Here is a 16,830-nt window from a genome sequence, read left to right as displayed (position 1 = left end):
CATGGAATTTCGCACAAAATTGATTCATGCTGGGATCAGTCAAGATCAAGAAACGGGGGCTGTCAGTGTACCTATCTATCAAACGTCTACCTACAAGCAAGTAGCTGTGGGACAGCCAAAACAATATGAGTACTCTCGTTCGGGCAATCCTACACGGTTTGCATTAGAAGAACTGATTGCTGAACTGGAAGAAGGCATACGTGGGTTTGCTTTTGCTTCAGGTTTAGCAGCAACCCATACTATTTTTTCTTTATTTCAGTCCGGAGACCATATTTTGTTGGGAGATGATGTCTATGGAGGCACCTTTCGACTGCTTCAGAAAATCTTCAAAAAGAATGGATTGACGTATACATTGGTCAAGACTGATGATCCCCAAGCGATTCAGCGGATTGCCGCAGCGATTCGGCCAGAAACAAGAGGAATCTTTCTGGAGACGCCTACTAATCCTTTGTTGAAAATCACAGATATTCAACAAGTTGCCACGATTGCTAAGAAAAAGGATCTCTTGACCATCGTTGATAACACATTTGCGACACCTTATTTTCAGCGTCCACTGGCATTAGGTGCCGATATTGTCATTCATAGTGCAACGAAATATCTGGGGGGCCATAGTGATGTCGTTGCTGGGTTGGTCGTAACCAATCAAGCGGAACTAGCTGAGCAAATTGGTTTTCTGCAAAATGCTATAGGTGGTGTGTTAGGGCCTCATGACAGCTGGCTAGTTCAGCGGAGCATCAAAACATTGGCTTTGAGGATGGAAGCCCATCAAGCCAATGCACTAAAAATCGCCACATTGCTTCAAGAACATGCAGCTGTAGCCAGAGTTTATTATCCGGGGTTATCAAGCCATAAAGGACATGAGATCGCCAAAAAACAAATGTCTGGTTTTAGCGGGATGATTTCATTTGAATTAAAAGCCGAAAACCGAGTAGCTGCGTTTGTTGAATCGCTAACTATTTTTACACTAGCTGAAAGCTTAGGTGGCGTTGAAAGTTTAGTTGAAGTTCCTGCGGTCATGACGCATGCTTCAATTCCACCTTCAATCAGAGAAAAAGCGGGAATCAAAGATGGCTTGATCCGTTTGTCTATTGGTATTGAAGACGCTGCCGATTTATGGACGGACTTAAAGCAAGGATTAGAAAGGGTGCTGGAAGATGGGGCGTGAATTCATTCCGATTTTTTCTGAGTGGGCCAAGCAATATGACGAGACCGTCAAAGGGAAGGATGAAGAATATCGGGAGGTTTTTCTTCATTATCCAGAATTGTTAGCAAATATTGCTGAAAAAGCAGGAGATTCTGTGATAGAATTTGGTAGTGGTACGGGAAATTTGACGTTGGAGTTGATTCGCAGAAAGAAAACAGTGTTCGCGATCGAGCCATCGGCTGCGATGCGTCAAGTAGCTGAGGCAAAGCCGGAGTTATCACAGGTAACTTTTATTGATGGAGATATGGAACAATTTCCACAGATCAATTTTCCAATCGATACGATCGTTTCTAGTTATGTCTTTCATCACTTGAATGAAACAGAGAAACAGCGAGTGATCAAAAGATATAAAGCGCTGCTTTCTGAAGGCGGAAAAGTCATTATAGGGGATACGATGTTTTTATCCCCTGAGCATAAAGAAAGCATCCTAAGAAAGGCAATCAAAGCCAATCACTTACGATTAGCAGCGGATCTGCAACGAGAATACTACCCATTGATACCAGATATTGAAACCTATTTTCGAGCCAATGGTTATACCAGTCGCTTTAAACAAATCAATGCTTTTGTTTGGCTCGTCGAAGCGAGAGGAGAAAAAGAATGAAAATGAACGTGGAAAGCTTTAATCTAGATCATACGAAAGTCAAGGCACCTTATGTACGGGTCGCTGACAAAAAACAAGGAACAAAAGATACGATTATCAAATATGATGTTCGATTGAAACAACCGAATCAAGCACATATGGAGATGGCTAGCCTCCACTCATTAGAGCACTTGACCGCAGAATTGATTCGTAATCATGCCGATTACATTGTTGACTGGTCTCCGATGGGCTGTCAAACAGGATTTTATCTAACGGTTTTAAATCATGAAGATTATGATGAAATTTTAACTGTGTTAGAAAAAACGATGGAAGATGTGTTGAAAGCGACAGAAGTTCCAGCTAGTAACGAAGTCCAATGCGGCTGGGCAGCCAACCATACTTTAGAAGGCGCCCAACAATTGGCAAGGGAGTTTTTAGCCGAACGGGAAAACTGGTCAACCGTCTTTGCTTAAATCCATTCTAAAAAGCTGTAAGCCACACGAAACATTTCAGCGTGGTTTACAGCTTTTTTTGTTTTGTTACGTAGAAAGAACCTTCTGAATACGTAAGTAACAGTGATATACTATTCTTACTATAATATTTTTTTTTGCAACTTTTTTGTTGTTCACTCGTCTATATAAGTAAGGAGGGGTAGTGTTGGAGGAGATTTATCAGATCTATTACGAGAAAATTCAGCACTACTTTCAAAAAAGAGTGGGGGATGAGTATCAAGCAGAGGATTTAACGCAAGATGTATTTGTTAAAGTTTTTTTGGCTTTGCCAAAGACAAAGCCAGATGACTTTGAGAGGTGGCTCTTTACGATTGCTAAGTTTACACTATATGATTTTTACCGTCGTAAGCGGTATCTTTTGGTAGCAGAAGAAGTCGATACTTTGATGCAGGAGATTCCTATCGAAGACCAAGATAGTCTTGAAAAAGAAGAAGCACTTCGTCATGTGAATCAATTGCCTAACAAATTAAGGCATCCTTTGATATTGGCGATTCGCGGCTATAGCTATCAAGAAATAGCAGAAATATTAAATCTAACGTTAAGTACAGTGAAATCTCGTGTTTTTCAAGCGAGAAAACAAGTGAAAAGCAGGTGGTCACATGGATAAAAAACAGTACCAGCGATTACAAAAGTCAGTGGATCGTACAAAGAAAAGCATGGTACTCCAAATGATCTATAGCTTGTTGTTTTGGGGGATGGTAGTGCTTGTTTTATGCTACTTTTTACCATTAGCCTATTATCGTGCAACCGGAAATGACCGCGAGGTTTATCAATCGATTCCTTCGGCGATGAATGCTCCATATTCAGAAGATGCGCTCAAGAATGATACGTTAGAGAAGTACCGCTACTATTGGTATGAGATGGGACAGCGAAACCTCCATTACGATCCTATCAATCGGCAATCTCTGCTTGTATTTTTGGGGAAAGAGGACGTTTATCCGGTCATTTCTCGTTTAGGAAATCAGAAGACGGTCGCGTACACAGTCGAAAATCGCTATATTTTTGATCAGGCAGTTCAGACAATTGTTTCCAGCGATACGCTGACCGCATTTGCTCCCTCTGCAACACTATATGAGCCAGGCAATGCGGTTTCGACCTATGACTCCTTTCTCGCCTATTTACGTTCACTCGGCGAGTACAAGCAGGCTGAAATTTCTATTACTTTAAAAAATCCTCAAATTCCTAGTGAGCTAAGGGAAAAACTGGCTGATTTGTCTGTTCAACATTATAGTATTGATTATCATTCAGGCAATATTTTTGGTTATTCAGATGAAATGGTTCGTCAGACAACAGGAAATAATTATGATCGGCAAGTAACAGAAAGCGTCACGCAAGGACTGGGTTTTTTGGAAAAATATTATCCGACTTTTGGGGATCTAGGCTGGGATAGTCCTGACAATCTCCATTTTACCAATGATCTTACCAATCAAATCAATTTCTATGATTTCGGCGACATTCTAGATTATGTCAAAGATAATGGTGTGAAAGTAAGTGCCGTTCATGTATCGGCCTCTTGCACTGAATTAGCTCGATGGTTAGCGGAGAATCGGTCGCTTGTCATGAGAGTCCAGCTGCAGCAGCTCTCAGATATCATGGTCCAAGATGTAATCACGGAAGGAGAATGAGTATTGTTGAAAAAAATTCCATTTAGCAAACTATTCCGTTGGTTTGCAAAAGGGTATTCATTGGTGTTTTTGTCTTGTTATGTTTTCAGTCGTTTCATTCTTTTTCGTTTCAGTTCTTTTAGGTTAAGCACAGGGAGTGATCAACTAACAACCAGAACCTATTCAGGTAATTTGATTGGCTTATTGTTTGAACCGACTATTTTATTGCTGATCATTGGCGGTTTGCTGTATCTTGCTTGGAAAGAAAAACACTGGATCAGAGAATTGATGTATCCTGTTGTTGTTTTGTTATTAATAGTCATTGGAACAATTCTTTATTGATCAAAGGAGGGTATGGGATGAGTTTTTTTAAGGAAATAAAGGAGCAGCGGCAGCAAAAGAAAGAAGCGAAGAAACAAGAATTGCGTAAAAAGAACGCTGAATTAAGGAAACAAGGAAAAGATCCGCTGAAAGGCTGGGGGCAAATGATGGATACTGGTGCTGGGGGATTCAACAAAGCCAATCCAATCGATACAAAAGTTTATTTTGGTGAAAAGCAGAAACGAATCGCTTTAGAAGCACAGTACAAAAAGCAGCAACGAGAAACTAAAATGTCAGATGAATAACAAAATCCGCAGAAAACGACCAAGTTTTCTGCGGATTTTGTTTAGATATTCAAGACTTTGTCTAAAAAGTCTTTGGTCCGTTCGTTTTTCGGACTAGTGAAAATTTGTTCTGGTGTGCCGTCTTCTAGGAAATTTCCGCCATCGATAAACATGACGCGATTGGCTACTTCTTTAGCAAAACCCATCTCATGGGTAACGATAACCATCGTCATGCCTTGTTTTGCCAATTTTTTCATAACATTCAAAACATCACCGACCATTTCAGGGTCTAACGCAGATGTAGGTTCATCAAACAGCATAACATCAGGATTCATAGCTAATGCACGGGCGATGGCTACCCGTTGTTTTTGACCACCAGATAGATTGTCTGGATACATGTCTTTTTTGTCAGCCAAACCCACTGTGTCCAGCAATTGAATGGCTTTTGATTCAGCTTCATTACGGGACATCTTTTTTAAATCCATCGGTGCTAAGATAATATTCTCTAGTACAGAAAGATGAGGAAACAGATTGAAATGTTGAAAAACCATGCCAATGTGTTGACGGACGGCATTGATATTGGTGTTTTTATCCATTAGATGAGCACCATCGATAATGATATCACCACTAGTAGGTTCTTCTAAACGGTTCAAGCAACGCAGGAAAGTAGATTTTCCTGAGCCAGAAGGACCGATGACACAAACGACTTCACCTTCTTGGATCGAGACATTGATATCATTTAAAACAGTGTTATCCCCATATTTTTTTACAAGATTTTCGACTAAGATTTTTTCCTTCATTTATTTCACCTTCTTTTCTAAAACTTTAGCAAGTTTTGTTAAGGCTGTGATAACAATTAGATACATGACAGCAACGATTAGATAAACATAGGTACTTTGTGTGGTTCTTGCGACAATGATCTTACCAGTTTGCAGCAGCTCCACAACACCAATAACCGAAATGATTGTCGTATCTTTCAGCGAGATAACGAATTGATTGACGAAAGATGGGATCATGATCTTGATGGCTTGCGGCAAAATGATTTTTTGCATGGTTCGGGTATAGGTCAATCCCAAACTGCGGGAAGCTTCCATTTGGCCTACAGGAACAGCCTTGATCCCTCCGCGAACGATTTCTGCGATATACGCACTAGCGTTCAGTGTCAAAGTGATGACTCCTGCAGCAAAGTCGGGGATTGTAATCCCAATTGCATCCGAAAGGCCAAAGAAAATGAAGAAAGCTAACACCATCATTGGTATCCCGCGAATAATATCGACATAGATACCGGCGAAGATACGCAAAGCTCGGATTGGGGACACGCTGAAGAGTCCCAAGATGATCCCAATGATCAACGCTAAAGCAAAGGAGATCAATGCAAGCAGCAGGGTATTCCATAAACCTTTTAGCAAAACTTTGTAATTGTTTTTGATTAAACCAGCGACTGTTGATTCATCGGCTTTCTTTTCTGTAGCCGAACCGTCTTTGATATAACGGCCGACGATTTCATCGTATTCGCCAGTTCGTTTCATTTCTTTTAACGCTTCATTGAACATTTGGATCAATTCAGGATTTTGGCCTTTTTTGACGGCAAACCCATATTGTCCACCCACTTCTTTTTTAATCGGTGTACTTAGTTTTTGTCCTTGACTGATGGCGTAGCCAATGACTGGGTAATCATCCATCATGGCGTCGATCTGACCGCCACTGACTGCAGCATAAAGTTGATCAGCTGCGTCATAATACTTAATGGTATAGCCGTATTTGTCTTCATTTTCAATCAAGAAGTCTGCACTCTCGGTACCAACTTTAGCACCAACTGTTTTTCCTTCTAAATCTTCATAAGACTTGATACTATCGTTTCCTTCTTTGACCGCAATTTGAATACCACTTTCAAAGTAGGAGTCTGAGAAGTCATACGCTTTTTTGCGTTCATCATTGATACTCATCCCAGCAATCATACCATCCGCTTGATTCCCATCTAACGCTTGTAGCGCTCCTGAGAAACCAATGAAATTAAACTCAATGTTGAATCCTTGCATTTCCGCCGCTCTAGTTAAGAGATCAACATCGATTCCGACATATTCATTGTCTTCATTTTGAAACTCGAAAGGTGCGAATGCAGAGTCACTTGAGATTCGATAGACGTCTTTTTTCGGTTCAACTTTAACCATTTCACTTGCTTCATCAGAAGTGCTTTCTGATGAAGCAATATAAGTAGCAATGATTTCGTCGTATTTACCACTGGATTTCAACTCTTTTAGACCAGCGTTGAATTTAGCCAGTAATTCAGAATTTTGGCCTTTTTTGACTGCGAACCCGTAAGATGCCCCTTTTTCAGGCTCACCCACAAGTTTCATAGCTTCACCATTACTAATCGCATAACCTAAGACTGGATAGTCATCAAAGATGGCCACAACTGTTCCATTGCGAACGGCACCATAAAGCCCGCTAGCATCATCATAGTTTTTGATAGAGTAGCCATATTTTTTTTGATTGGTTTCTAGAAAACGAGCACTCTCGGTACCAACTTTAGCGCCAACTGTTTTATCTTTCAAATCAGCGTAAGTTTTGATATCTTGGTTGTCTTTTGCGACAGCCATCTGAATCCCACTGTCGAAGTAAGGATCTGAAAAATCAAAGGTTTCTTTCCGTTCGTCTGTAATACTCATCCCAGCGATCATCCCATCAAGTTGATTGGATTGGACGCCCTGTAACGAGGAATCAAAGCCTAATGGGCGCAAATCAACAGCAAAGCCTTGATCTTCAGCAATAGCATTTAACAGATCAATGTCGATCCCTACATACTCATTTTTTTCGTTTTGAAATTCGAAAGGAGCAAATGTCAGGTCTGTTCCGATTTTATACGTTGTTTCTGCTGCACTGACTGGCTTGTTCGCAAAAGCGAAAAAGCAGAAAATCACTGAAAACAGTGCACAAAACATATATTTTCTTTTCAAGAAAATTCCCCCTTTTGATTTTAACGTATTTTTAGATTATAGGTATTTTTGTAAAAACACACAAGTCTTTCGGTCAATATTTGCAAAAAACAGCGCTATTTCTGACATTGGGTGTTAGAAAAACTGACATCTTAAGTAAAGTTAAACTAGCAGAATAAAAAGTACAAAAGATGGCGAAAGTATGTTCGCTATGGTATACTATTCTATGGAAAAGCGTCAGCTTTCTTTTTGTTTCACGGACGCTTCGCAAATATAAATACAGGGGGAATGAAGATGATCGAAAGAACGACTTCCCATGAATTTGAATTAATCTCAAAATATCAGCCGGCAGGAGATCAGCCAGAAGCCATCCATCAATTGGTCGATGGCGTCGTTGGGGGCAAGAAGGCGCAGATTTTGTTGGGGGCAACTGGAACAGGGAAAACCTATACTGTTTCAAACTTGATCAAAGAGGTCAATAAGCCAACACTGATTATCGCACACAACAAAACATTGGCGGGTCAATTATACGGTGAGTTCAAGGAATTCTTTCCTAATAATGCAGTAGAATATTTTGTCAGCTATTATGACTATTATCAACCAGAAGCATATGTACCTTCCAGTGATACTTACATTGAGAAAGATTCAAGTATCAATGATGAGATCGACAAGCTGCGGCACTCGGCGACCAGTTCATTACTGGAACGCAACGATGTGATCGTGGTTGCTTCAGTCTCTTGTATTTTTGGTTTGGGTTCACCAATCGAATATGCTAAGCAAGTGGTTTCTTTACGAGTAGGAATGGAAAAACCGCGGGATCAACTACTGAAAGAAATGATCGACATACAATTTGAACGCAATGATATCGATTTCCAACGGGGACGCTTTCGTGTTCGAGGAGATGTGGTAGAAATTTTTCCGGCATCGCGGGACGAGCGGGCATTACGCATCGAGTTTTTTGGCGATGAGATCGATCGAATTCGAGAAGTGGATGCGTTGACTGGGGAGATTTTAGGGGAAACAGAACACGTTTCTATTTTCCCAGCTACTCACTTTGTGACCAACGAAGACCATATGGAACATGCTATCGCTTCGATACAAAAAGAACTCGAAGATCGATTAGCTGTTCTTCGAAGTGAGAACAAATTATTGGAAGCACAACGTTTAGAGCAACGCACCAATTATGATATCGAAATGTTGCGGGAAATGGGCTACACATCCGGGATCGAAAACTATTCACGACACATGGATGGGCGCAAAGAAGGCGAACCACCTTACACGTTGCTGGACTTCTTTCCTGATGATTTCCTGATCGTGATTGACGAGTCTCACGTAACGATGCCCCAGATTCGTGGGATGTACAACGGCGACCGTGCCCGCAAACAAATGCTGGTGGATTATGGCTTTCGTTTACCGTCTGCGTTAGATAACCGGCCGTTACGTTTAGAAGAATTTGAAGAACATGTGAATCAGATCGTTTATGTCTCAGCAACGCCGGGACCTTACGAGCATGAACAAACGGATACCGTTATCCAACAGATCATTCGTCCAACAGGGTTATTGGATCCAGTAGTAGAGGTTCGCCCGATCATGGGGCAAATTGATGATCTTGTAGGAGAAATCAATGAGCGGGTAGAAAAAGATCAACGGGTCTTTGTTACCACATTGACGAAAAAAATGGCAGAGGATCTGACCGATTATTTTAAAGAGTTAGGAATCAAAGTCAAATATCTTCACAGTGACGTCAAGACACTTGAGCGGACAGAGATCATTCGCGATTTGCGGCTTGGTGAATTTGATGTATTAGTCGGGATCAATCTGCTTCGAGAAGGGATCGACGTTCCTGAAGTTTCTCTCGTAGCGATCTTAGATGCAGATAAAGAAGGATTCTTGCGTAGTGAGCGTTCTTTGGTCCAAACAATTGGTCGAGCTGCTCGGAATTCTGATGGTAAAGTGATCATGTATGCGGATAAAATGACTGACTCTATGCAGCGAGCGATTGATGAAACAAGTCGCCGCCGCAGTATCCAAGAGGCGTATAATAAAGAGCATGGCATCGAACCAAAAACGATCATTAAGGAAATTCGCGATTTGATCGCTATTACGAAAGTTGCGGAAGAGTCAGGCGATTATACAACCACTTCGTATGAAGACATGACTCGTGAAGAGAAAGCAACTCTCTTACTGAAACTGGAAAAAGAAATGAAAGATGCCGCAAAAGCATTAGACTTTGAAACTGCAGCTACTTTACGAGACACGATCTTGGAATTGAAAGCAGCTGAGTAAAAGGAGACAAGAGAATGGCAAATGATAAAATCGTAATCCATGGCGCTCGCGCACACAATTTAAAGAACATTGATGTGACGATTCCTAGAGATAAACTGGTTGTTGTGACCGGTTTGTCTGGTTCAGGAAAGAGCTCTTTGGCGTTTGATACCCTTTATGCAGAAGGACAGCGGCGGTATGTGGAAAGCTTGTCTGCATATGCACGACAATTTCTAGGACAAATGGATAAGCCAGATGTGGATAGTATCGATGGACTGAGTCCAGCGATCTCCATTGATCAGAAAACGACGAGTAAGAATCCTCGCTCAACGGTCGGTACGGTGACCGAGATCAATGACTATCTGCGTTTGCTGTACGCCCGTATTGGACACCCGATCTGCCCGAATGATCATATTGAGATCACTAGTCAATCAGTGGAACAAATGGTCGACGAAGTACTGGCATTGCCAGATCGGACAAAGATCCAGTTGTTGGCACCGATCGTTTATCAAAAGAAAGGCCAGCACAAAAAAGTTTTTGAAATGATTCAACGAGAAGGGTATGTGAGGATTCGAGTAGACGGTGAAATCTATGATGTTTCTGAAGCGCCTGAACTGGAAAAAAATAAAAAACACGACATCGCCATCGTGATTGACCGGATCGTTGTCAAAGAGGGCATTCGTTCGCGATTGTTTGATTCTTTTGAAGCCGCATTACGTTTGGCAGATGGCTACGCTGTAGTAGATGTGATTGGTCAAGAAGAAATGTTGTTTAGTGAACACTATTCTTGTCCTTATTGCGGATTCACAGTAGGCGAGTTAGAACCACGTTTGTTTTCTTTCAATGCACCTTTTGGGGCTTGTCCGGATTGTGATGGATTAGGGGTAAAATTAGAAGTTGATACTGATCTAGTGATTCCTGATACTAGCAAAACGTTGCGTGAAGGTGCGATCGTTCCTTGGAATCCCATCAGTTCACAATATTATCCACAAATGCTGGAACAAGCTTGCTTGGAATTCAATATTGACATGGACACGCCTTTTGAAGAATTGCCAGAAGAACACCAAGCAATTATTTTGAATGGTTCCAATGGCGAAATGTTCCATTTTCATTATGAAAATGATTTTGGCGGTGTACGGGACGTTGAAGTACCCTTTGAAGGAATTCTTCCTAATATCAAACGTCGCTATCATGAAACCAATAGTGATTTCACCCGGGAACAAATGCGTCTGTACATGACAGAATTGACCTGTAAAACCTGTCATGGCTACCGGCTAAACCCGCAAGCATTATCCGTCAAAGTGAATGGCAAGCATATTGGTGAACTTAGTGAGATGGCAATTAACAACGCCTTATCATTTGTCGAAAAATTAACGCTCTCTGAACAAGAAAAGATGATCGCAAAACCGATCGTCAAAGAAGTGGATGACCGGTTAAGCTTTTTGCGCAATGTGGGATTGGATTATTTGACCTTAAGTCGGGCTTCTGGCACTTTGTCCGGGGGCGAAGCTCAACGTATTCGCTTAGCGACACAAATTGGTTCCAATCTTTCTGGTGTGCTTTATATCTTGGATGAACCTTCGATCGGTCTTCATCAGAGAGACAATGACCGCTTATTGGATTCATTGCGTAAAATGAGAGATCTTGGCAATACATTGATTGTGGTCGAACATGATGAAGACACCATGCGTTCTGCCGATTATTTGATTGATGTAGGTCCGGGAGCTGGACATGCTGGCGGCGAGATCGTTGCAGCAGGGACCCCAGAGGAAGTTGCGGCTAATGAACATTCGCTGACTGGACAATATCTTTCAGGAAAACGGGAGATTCCAACGCCGGCAGAACGTCGAGCAGGAAATGGACAGTCCATTCGCTTGACTGGCGCAGCTGAGAACAACTTGAAAAATGTCAGCGTTGATTTCCCTCTTGGAAAGTTTATTGCTGTGACTGGGGTATCTGGTTCGGGAAAATCAACATTAGTGAATGAAATTTTGAAAAAAGCTTTAGCACAAAAAATCAACCGCAATTCGAACAAACCGGGAAAATATAAGAAACTAACCGGATATGAAGCAATCGAAAAGCTAATCGACATTGACCAAAGTCCCATCGGGCGAACCCCTCGAAGTAATCCGGCAACTTATACAAGTGTTTTTGACGACATTCGTGATTTGTTTGCAAAAACCAATGAAGCCAAAGTCCGCGGTTATAAAAAAGGTCGCTTCAGCTTTAATGTCCGCGGCGGTCGCTGTGAGGCATGTAAAGGAGATGGGATCATCAAGATCGAGATGCATTTCTTGCCGGATGTCTATGTTCCTTGTGAGGTTTGCCACGGCAAACGATACAATTCAGAAACCCTCGAAGTGCATTACAAAGGGAAGAATATAGCAGAGATCCTTGAGATGACGGTCGAAGATGCTGTCGAATTCTTCAAACATATTCCTAAGATCCATCGAAAATTACAAACGATCGTTGATGTAGGTCTAGGGTATGTCACGATGGGGCAACCGGCAACCACTTTATCAGGTGGGGAAGCACAGCGAATGAAACTTGCCAGTGAACTCCACAAAAATTCTCATGGAAAAAGCTTCTATATATTAGATGAACCTACAACTGGTTTGCATACGGATGATATTGCTCGTTTATTGAAAGTCTTGGAGCGTTTTGTTGATGCAGGGAATACAGTTCTAGTGATCGAGCATAATCTTGATGTGATCAAATCAGCAGATCATGTGATTGATTTAGGTCCAGAAGGCGGCGAGGGCGGAGGAACGATCCTTGCAACTGGTACACCTGAAGAGATAGCAGCAGTTCCTGAAAGCTATACCGGAAAATACCTCAAGAAAGTCTTATGAGAGAGGTAGGATAAAGGCGGAGATAAAGGGGATTTTAGCAAAATTTAATATTTACTGTAATAATTCTGCAAATTCTCAAATAACTCTTGTAATGCACCGTTTATTTGTTAAAATAGCAATAGGTAAATGTCTATTCGTAACAGAATAAACGACCTATAAGTTCTATCCGTTCAAAGAAGAGGAAGGCAATCAGAGGTACATACTTTGATTGCTTTTTTCTTTATGGTATTATAGGTCTGTTGTAACAAAGTAAATAGGTAAAAATCTAAATTTATATATGCAAAAGAGAGAGTGGTTTTATGAATCCGGAAAAATTCGTTCCTATTTTGTTAGGAAGCGATATGAATGTCTATGGTATGGCAAGAGCCTTTCACGAAGCATATGGCATCCAGTCAATTGCTTATGCTGGGACACAGCTTGCCCCCACCCGCTATAGCAAAATCGTCAAGGTCAATCAAGTAGCAGGATTTGATCATGATCCTGGTTTTTTAGATACATTGATTGATTTGGCAAAAACCACTTATAACGATCCCTCTATGACTTATTTGTTGATTCCTTGCGGGGATGGTTATGCTGAATTGTTAGCGAAACATAAAGCAGATTTAGCGTCATATTACACATTTATTGCGAATGATTATTCTTTGTTGAAACGATTGATCAATAAAGTGAGTTTCTATGAAGTGTGTGAAGAGTTTGGCTTACCTTATCCAAAAACTTTTATTTTGACACCAGATCTATTAGAGGATGGCCGTTTTACTCAAGAACTGCCATTTGAGTTTCCCGTGGCATTGAAACCGGCAAATAGTGTCGCTTGGTTATCTGTTGATTTCGAAGGACGGAAGAAAGCCTTTATTATTGAAGATCGTGCCGAGTTCGATAAGATTGTTGAGCGGATTTATCAAGCTGGCTATAATTACGAGATGATCGTGCAAGATTTTATTCCAGGGGATGACAGCAATATGCGTGTGCTGAATGCCTATGTTGACAAAGACCATAATGTACGAGTGATGGCATTGGGTCATCCACTTTTAGAGGATCCAACTCCTGGAGCAGTCGGCAATTACGTGGTTATTCTGCCGGATGAAAACCAACAAATCTATCAAATGATTTCGACGTTCTTAAAACAAATTCAATATGTTGGCTTTGCCAATTTTGATTTGAAATATGATAGCCGAGATGGGCAATACAAATTATTTGAAATCAATCTTCGTCAGGGGAGAAGTAGCTTTTTCATCACATTAAGTGGATTGAATCTTGCTAAATTTCTGACAGAAGACTTAGTATTTGATGTGCCTTTCCAAGAAACTGTTTATGGGAAAGCAGATGCTCCAACAGCGAAGCTTTGGTTGGGTGTACCGAAAAACATCTTTTTGGATTATGCCAATGAAAATGAAGAAAAAGAACGGGCTAAAAAGCTGCTAGCCGAAAATCGCTGGGGGACTACCGTTTTTTATGACAAAGATCTCTCCATCAAACGTTGGATTCTACTAAAAAGAATGTTCTATCTTTACAACAAACGATTTAAACTGCATTTCCATTCGAAAGAAGGCTAGTCTATGGAAAACTTCTTTAGTATCTTAGGTGGAATGGGAACGATGGCGACTGAAAGTTTTGTACGAATCTTGAACCGTCGAACCGTTGCTCATAAAGACCAAGATTATTTGAACTATGTGTTATTCAATCATGCGACAGTGCCAGATCGCACTGCGTATATCTTGAACAACGATTTAGAAGATCCTGTTCCTTATTTGCTTGATGACATCGCTAAACAGAACTTATTACAGCCAAATTTTATTGTACTGACATGTAATACTGCGCATTATTTCTTTGATCAGTTGCAAGAAGCCACACCGATTCCGCTGCTTCACATGCCGCGGGAAGCTGCTAAATCTTTGCAAAAAGAAGGTGTTACCGGGAAAGTGGCCTTTTTAGGAACAGAAGGTAGTATCAAGGCTGGGATTTATGAAGCCGAGTTACGTGCTTGTGGCTTTGATGTCTACTTGCCTGAGCCGCAATTACAACAAAAAGTAAATACATTGATTTATGATCGGATCAAAGAATCTGATACATTAGACCAAGATCTTTATTTTGAGATCTTAGAAGAAGTAACGCATAAAATTGGTTGTGAGAAAGCTGTTCTAGGCTGTACCGAACTTTCATTGATGGAAGAATTCACGGAAAATAATCCTTATCCGGTAGTCGATGCGCAATCGATTTTAGTCGATCGAACAATTGAAAAAGCGTTAACTTATCGAAATTGAGCGAGGCATTGACATGGGAGTCAACTCTCATGTTGATGCTTTTTTTGTGCGGTAGTGTTTAAATGATACGCCCGGCATGATATACTGTTAATGAGTGAGGAAGGAGTTTTACGATGACAGAAGTAGATAATTTAGAACTAGTGATCATCACTGGTATGAGTGGAGCAGGAAAAACCGTTGCTATTCAAAGTTTTGAGGACATGGGCTATTTTTGTATTGACAACATGCCGCCGAGTTTAATTCCTAAATTCTGGGAATTGATCAAAGAGTCAGGGAAAGTGACCAAAATTGCATTGGTCGTTGATTTGCGTTCGCGTTCCTTTTTTGAAGAAATCCAAAGCATGCTGATCGATATCGAGAATACTCGATTCATCGATACAAAAATATTGTTCTTAGATGCTACAGACAATGAGTTGGTTTCTCGTTATAAAGAGACACGCAGAGCCCATCCCCTTGCGATGGACGGCTTAATAACAGAAGGGATCCGTAAAGAGCGTGCGATCTTGGAAGACTTGAAGACAAAAGCGAATATCGTGATCGACACGACAACTTTAACACCAAGACAGCTGCGAGAAAAGATCAATCAAGAATTTCGTTCTTCCCATGAACATGGATTTCGGGTGGAAGTTGTTTCCTTTGGCTTCAAATACGGATTGCCTATCGATGCGGATATCGTGATGGACGTGCGATTCTTGCCAAACCCACATTATATACCCGAATTGCGTCCGCTAACGGGAAAAGATGAAACCGTATATGACTATGTCATGTCTTTTCCAGAAACTGAAGAGTTTTATCAGCAATTTGAGACATTGCTTGAAACTATAATGCCTGGGTATATCAAAGAAGGAAAAAGCAGTTTGACGGTCGCAATTGGTTGTACGGGCGGACAACATCGTTCGGTCGCTTTATCTGAACGGATCAGCGCTGCTTTAGCAAAAAATTACAAAGTCAATGTGACCCATCGTGACAAAGATAAGCGCAAAGAGACGGTGAATCGATCATGAAAATGAAAACCTATCGAATCCGTAAACCTAAGATCGTTGTCATTGGGGGCGGAACTGGCCTGCCGGTCATTTTAAAAAGTTTGCGGAATCAAGGTGTTGATATCACAGCAATTGTGACGGTCGCAGATGATGGTGGCAGCAGTGGTGAGATCCGCAACCTAGTTTCGTCTATTTCGCCTCCAGGTGATTTGCGCAATGTGCTGGCTGCTTTGTCAGATATGCCGCAACTCTATAATGATATTTTTCAGTATCGGTTCAAGAAAGAAGACAAATTTCTTGCAAACCATGCCTTAGGTAATTTGATCATTGCCGCCATTGCGGAAATGCGCAACAGTACCTATGAAGCGATCCAGATACTTTCAAAAATCATGCACATTGATGGCCATGTCTATCCCTCTTCTGACCAATCTTTGATTTTGCACGCTGTTTTTAAAGACGGGACAGAAGCAGTGGGAGAATCCAAAATTGCCTTGGATCGTAAAACCATCGATCACGTGTTTGTGCGGAATCAAGATGACGAAAATGAACCCAAAGCTGCACGTAAAGTTGTGACGTCGATATTAGAAGCTGATATGATCGTATTAGGACCGGGTAGCTTGTTTACGAGTATCTTGCCGAATTTGATGATCAGTGAGATCGGACAGGCGTTGCTGGAAACGGCAGCGGAGACTGTTTACATCTGCAATATCATGACGCAAAAAGGGGAAACAGAACACTTTACTGATGCAGATCATGTTCGAGTTTTGCATCAACATTTAGGGAAGTCTTTTATTGATACCGTGTTAGTCAATACAGAGAAGGTCCCAGAAGGCTATATGGATCCAGAAATCTACGATGAATACCTTGTCCAAGTGAAACATGACTTCCAAGGACTGCGGAATGAAAGTTGTCGCGTGGTTTCAGCGGATTTCTTAGAGTTACGTGATGGCGGTGTCTTTCATGACGGTGATAAAGTGATCGATGAATTACTGCGGATCGTCTACGGTGCCAAAATCTAGAAAGGAGGC

Annotated in this window: 15 protein-coding genes; 13 read left to right on the top strand and 2 right to left on the bottom strand. The window is 41.2% G+C overall.

The features are described 5' to 3' along the window. Position 1: 1 nt before the first annotated feature. The 7 genes from FE005_RS13655 to FE005_RS13625 all read left to right on the top strand — a co-directional run bounded on the left by FE005_RS13655 (position 2) and on the right by FE005_RS13625 (position 4,526). Positions 2–1,165: a cystathionine gamma-synthase gene (locus tag FE005_RS13655; RefSeq protein ID WP_029486761.1), complete on the top strand. Its 1,164-nt coding sequence runs from the start codon at positions 2–4 to the stop codon at positions 1,163–1,165. Beyond that, positions 1,155–1,805 (top strand): class I SAM-dependent methyltransferase, encoded by a 651-nt coding sequence (locus FE005_RS13650; RefSeq protein WP_113849621.1) that lies wholly within the window; start codon positions 1,155–1,157, stop codon positions 1,803–1,805. Before FE005_RS13655 ends, FE005_RS13650 begins: the two co-directional genes overlap by 11 nt. After that, complete coding sequence (locus FE005_RS13645; protein WP_003126404.1) at positions 1,802–2,257, top strand: S-ribosylhomocysteine lyase; 456 nt, start codon at positions 1,802–1,804, stop codon at positions 2,255–2,257. The genes FE005_RS13650 and FE005_RS13645 overlap by 4 nt, the downstream gene beginning before the upstream one ends. 181 nt (positions 2,258–2,438) lie before the next feature. Beyond that, entirely contained in the window at positions 2,439–2,903 is a 465-nt protein-coding gene (locus tag FE005_RS13640) for an RNA polymerase sigma factor (RefSeq protein ID WP_003126405.1), read from the top strand. Beyond that, positions 2,896–3,921: a hypothetical protein gene (locus FE005_RS13635; protein WP_138372010.1), complete on the top strand. Its 1,026-nt coding sequence runs from the start codon at positions 2,896–2,898 to the stop codon at positions 3,919–3,921. The genes FE005_RS13640 and FE005_RS13635 overlap by 8 nt, the downstream gene beginning before the upstream one ends. 3 nt (positions 3,922–3,924) lie before the next feature. Next, positions 3,925–4,242: a hypothetical protein gene (locus FE005_RS13630; RefSeq protein WP_138372009.1), complete on the top strand. Its 318-nt coding sequence runs from the start codon at positions 3,925–3,927 to the stop codon at positions 4,240–4,242. A gap of 17 nt (positions 4,243–4,259) precedes the next feature. Beyond that, on the top strand, positions 4,260–4,526 hold the full coding sequence (locus FE005_RS13625; protein ID WP_003126408.1) for a hypothetical protein: 267 nt from the start codon (positions 4,260–4,262) through the stop codon (positions 4,524–4,526). A gap of 41 nt (positions 4,527–4,567) precedes the next feature. Here the strand turns inward: FE005_RS13625 and FE005_RS13620 are convergent, their stop codons facing one another. Both FE005_RS13620 and FE005_RS13615 read right to left on the bottom strand, forming a co-directional pair. Then, positions 4,568–5,305: an amino acid ABC transporter ATP-binding protein gene (locus FE005_RS13620; RefSeq protein ID WP_003126409.1), complete on the bottom strand. Its 738-nt coding sequence runs from the start codon at positions 5,303–5,305 to the stop codon at positions 4,568–4,570. Further along, positions 5,306–7,462 carry an amino acid ABC transporter substrate-binding protein/permease gene (locus tag FE005_RS13615; protein WP_138372008.1) on the bottom strand — a complete coding sequence of 719 codons (2,157 nt, stop codon included), beginning with the start codon at positions 7,460–7,462 and terminating at the stop codon, positions 5,306–5,308. A gap of 273 nt (positions 7,463–7,735) precedes the next feature. Between FE005_RS13615 and uvrB the strand changes: the two genes are divergently transcribed. From uvrB to yvcK, 6 genes are all read left to right on the top strand, one after another. Beyond that, positions 7,736–9,727, top strand: a complete 1,992-nt coding sequence (uvrB, locus tag FE005_RS13610; protein ID WP_005471338.1) for an excinuclease ABC subunit UvrB — start codon at positions 7,736–7,738, stop codon at positions 9,725–9,727. Positions 9,728–9,741: 14 nt separating this feature from the next. Then, positions 9,742–12,558, top strand: coding sequence for an excinuclease ABC subunit UvrA (gene uvrA, locus FE005_RS13605; RefSeq protein ID WP_003126412.1), 2,817 nt, complete (start codon positions 9,742–9,744; stop codon positions 12,556–12,558). A 299-nt stretch (positions 12,559–12,857) separates the two neighbouring features. After that, complete coding sequence (locus FE005_RS13600; RefSeq protein WP_060813336.1) at positions 12,858–14,111, top strand: carboxylate--amine ligase; 1,254 nt, start codon at positions 12,858–12,860, stop codon at positions 14,109–14,111. A 3-nt stretch (positions 14,112–14,114) separates the two neighbouring features. Further along, the gene (locus tag FE005_RS13595) at positions 14,115–14,819 is read left to right on the top strand and encodes an amino acid racemase (RefSeq protein WP_021149805.1); all 705 of its coding nucleotides are present in this window, start codon (positions 14,115–14,117) and stop codon (positions 14,817–14,819) included. A gap of 113 nt (positions 14,820–14,932) precedes the next feature. Next, positions 14,933–15,823, top strand: coding sequence for an RNase adapter RapZ (gene rapZ / locus FE005_RS13590; RefSeq protein WP_003126416.1), 891 nt, complete (start codon positions 14,933–14,935; stop codon positions 15,821–15,823). Further along, the gene (gene yvcK, locus FE005_RS13585; protein ID WP_138372007.1) at positions 15,820–16,821 is read left to right on the top strand and encodes a YvcK family protein; all 1,002 of its coding nucleotides are present in this window, start codon (positions 15,820–15,822) and stop codon (positions 16,819–16,821) included. The genes rapZ and yvcK overlap by 4 nt, the downstream gene beginning before the upstream one ends. The last annotated feature ends 9 nt before the right edge of the window (positions 16,822–16,830 follow it).

Source organism: Enterococcus sp. M190262 (assembly GCF_005843965.1).
Classification (GTDB): Bacteria; Bacillota; Bacilli; order Lactobacillales; family Enterococcaceae; genus Enterococcus_D; species Enterococcus_D gallinarum.
The sequence above is the reverse complement of the archived record's forward strand: the minus strand, read 5'-3'. Positions and strand labels throughout refer to the sequence as shown.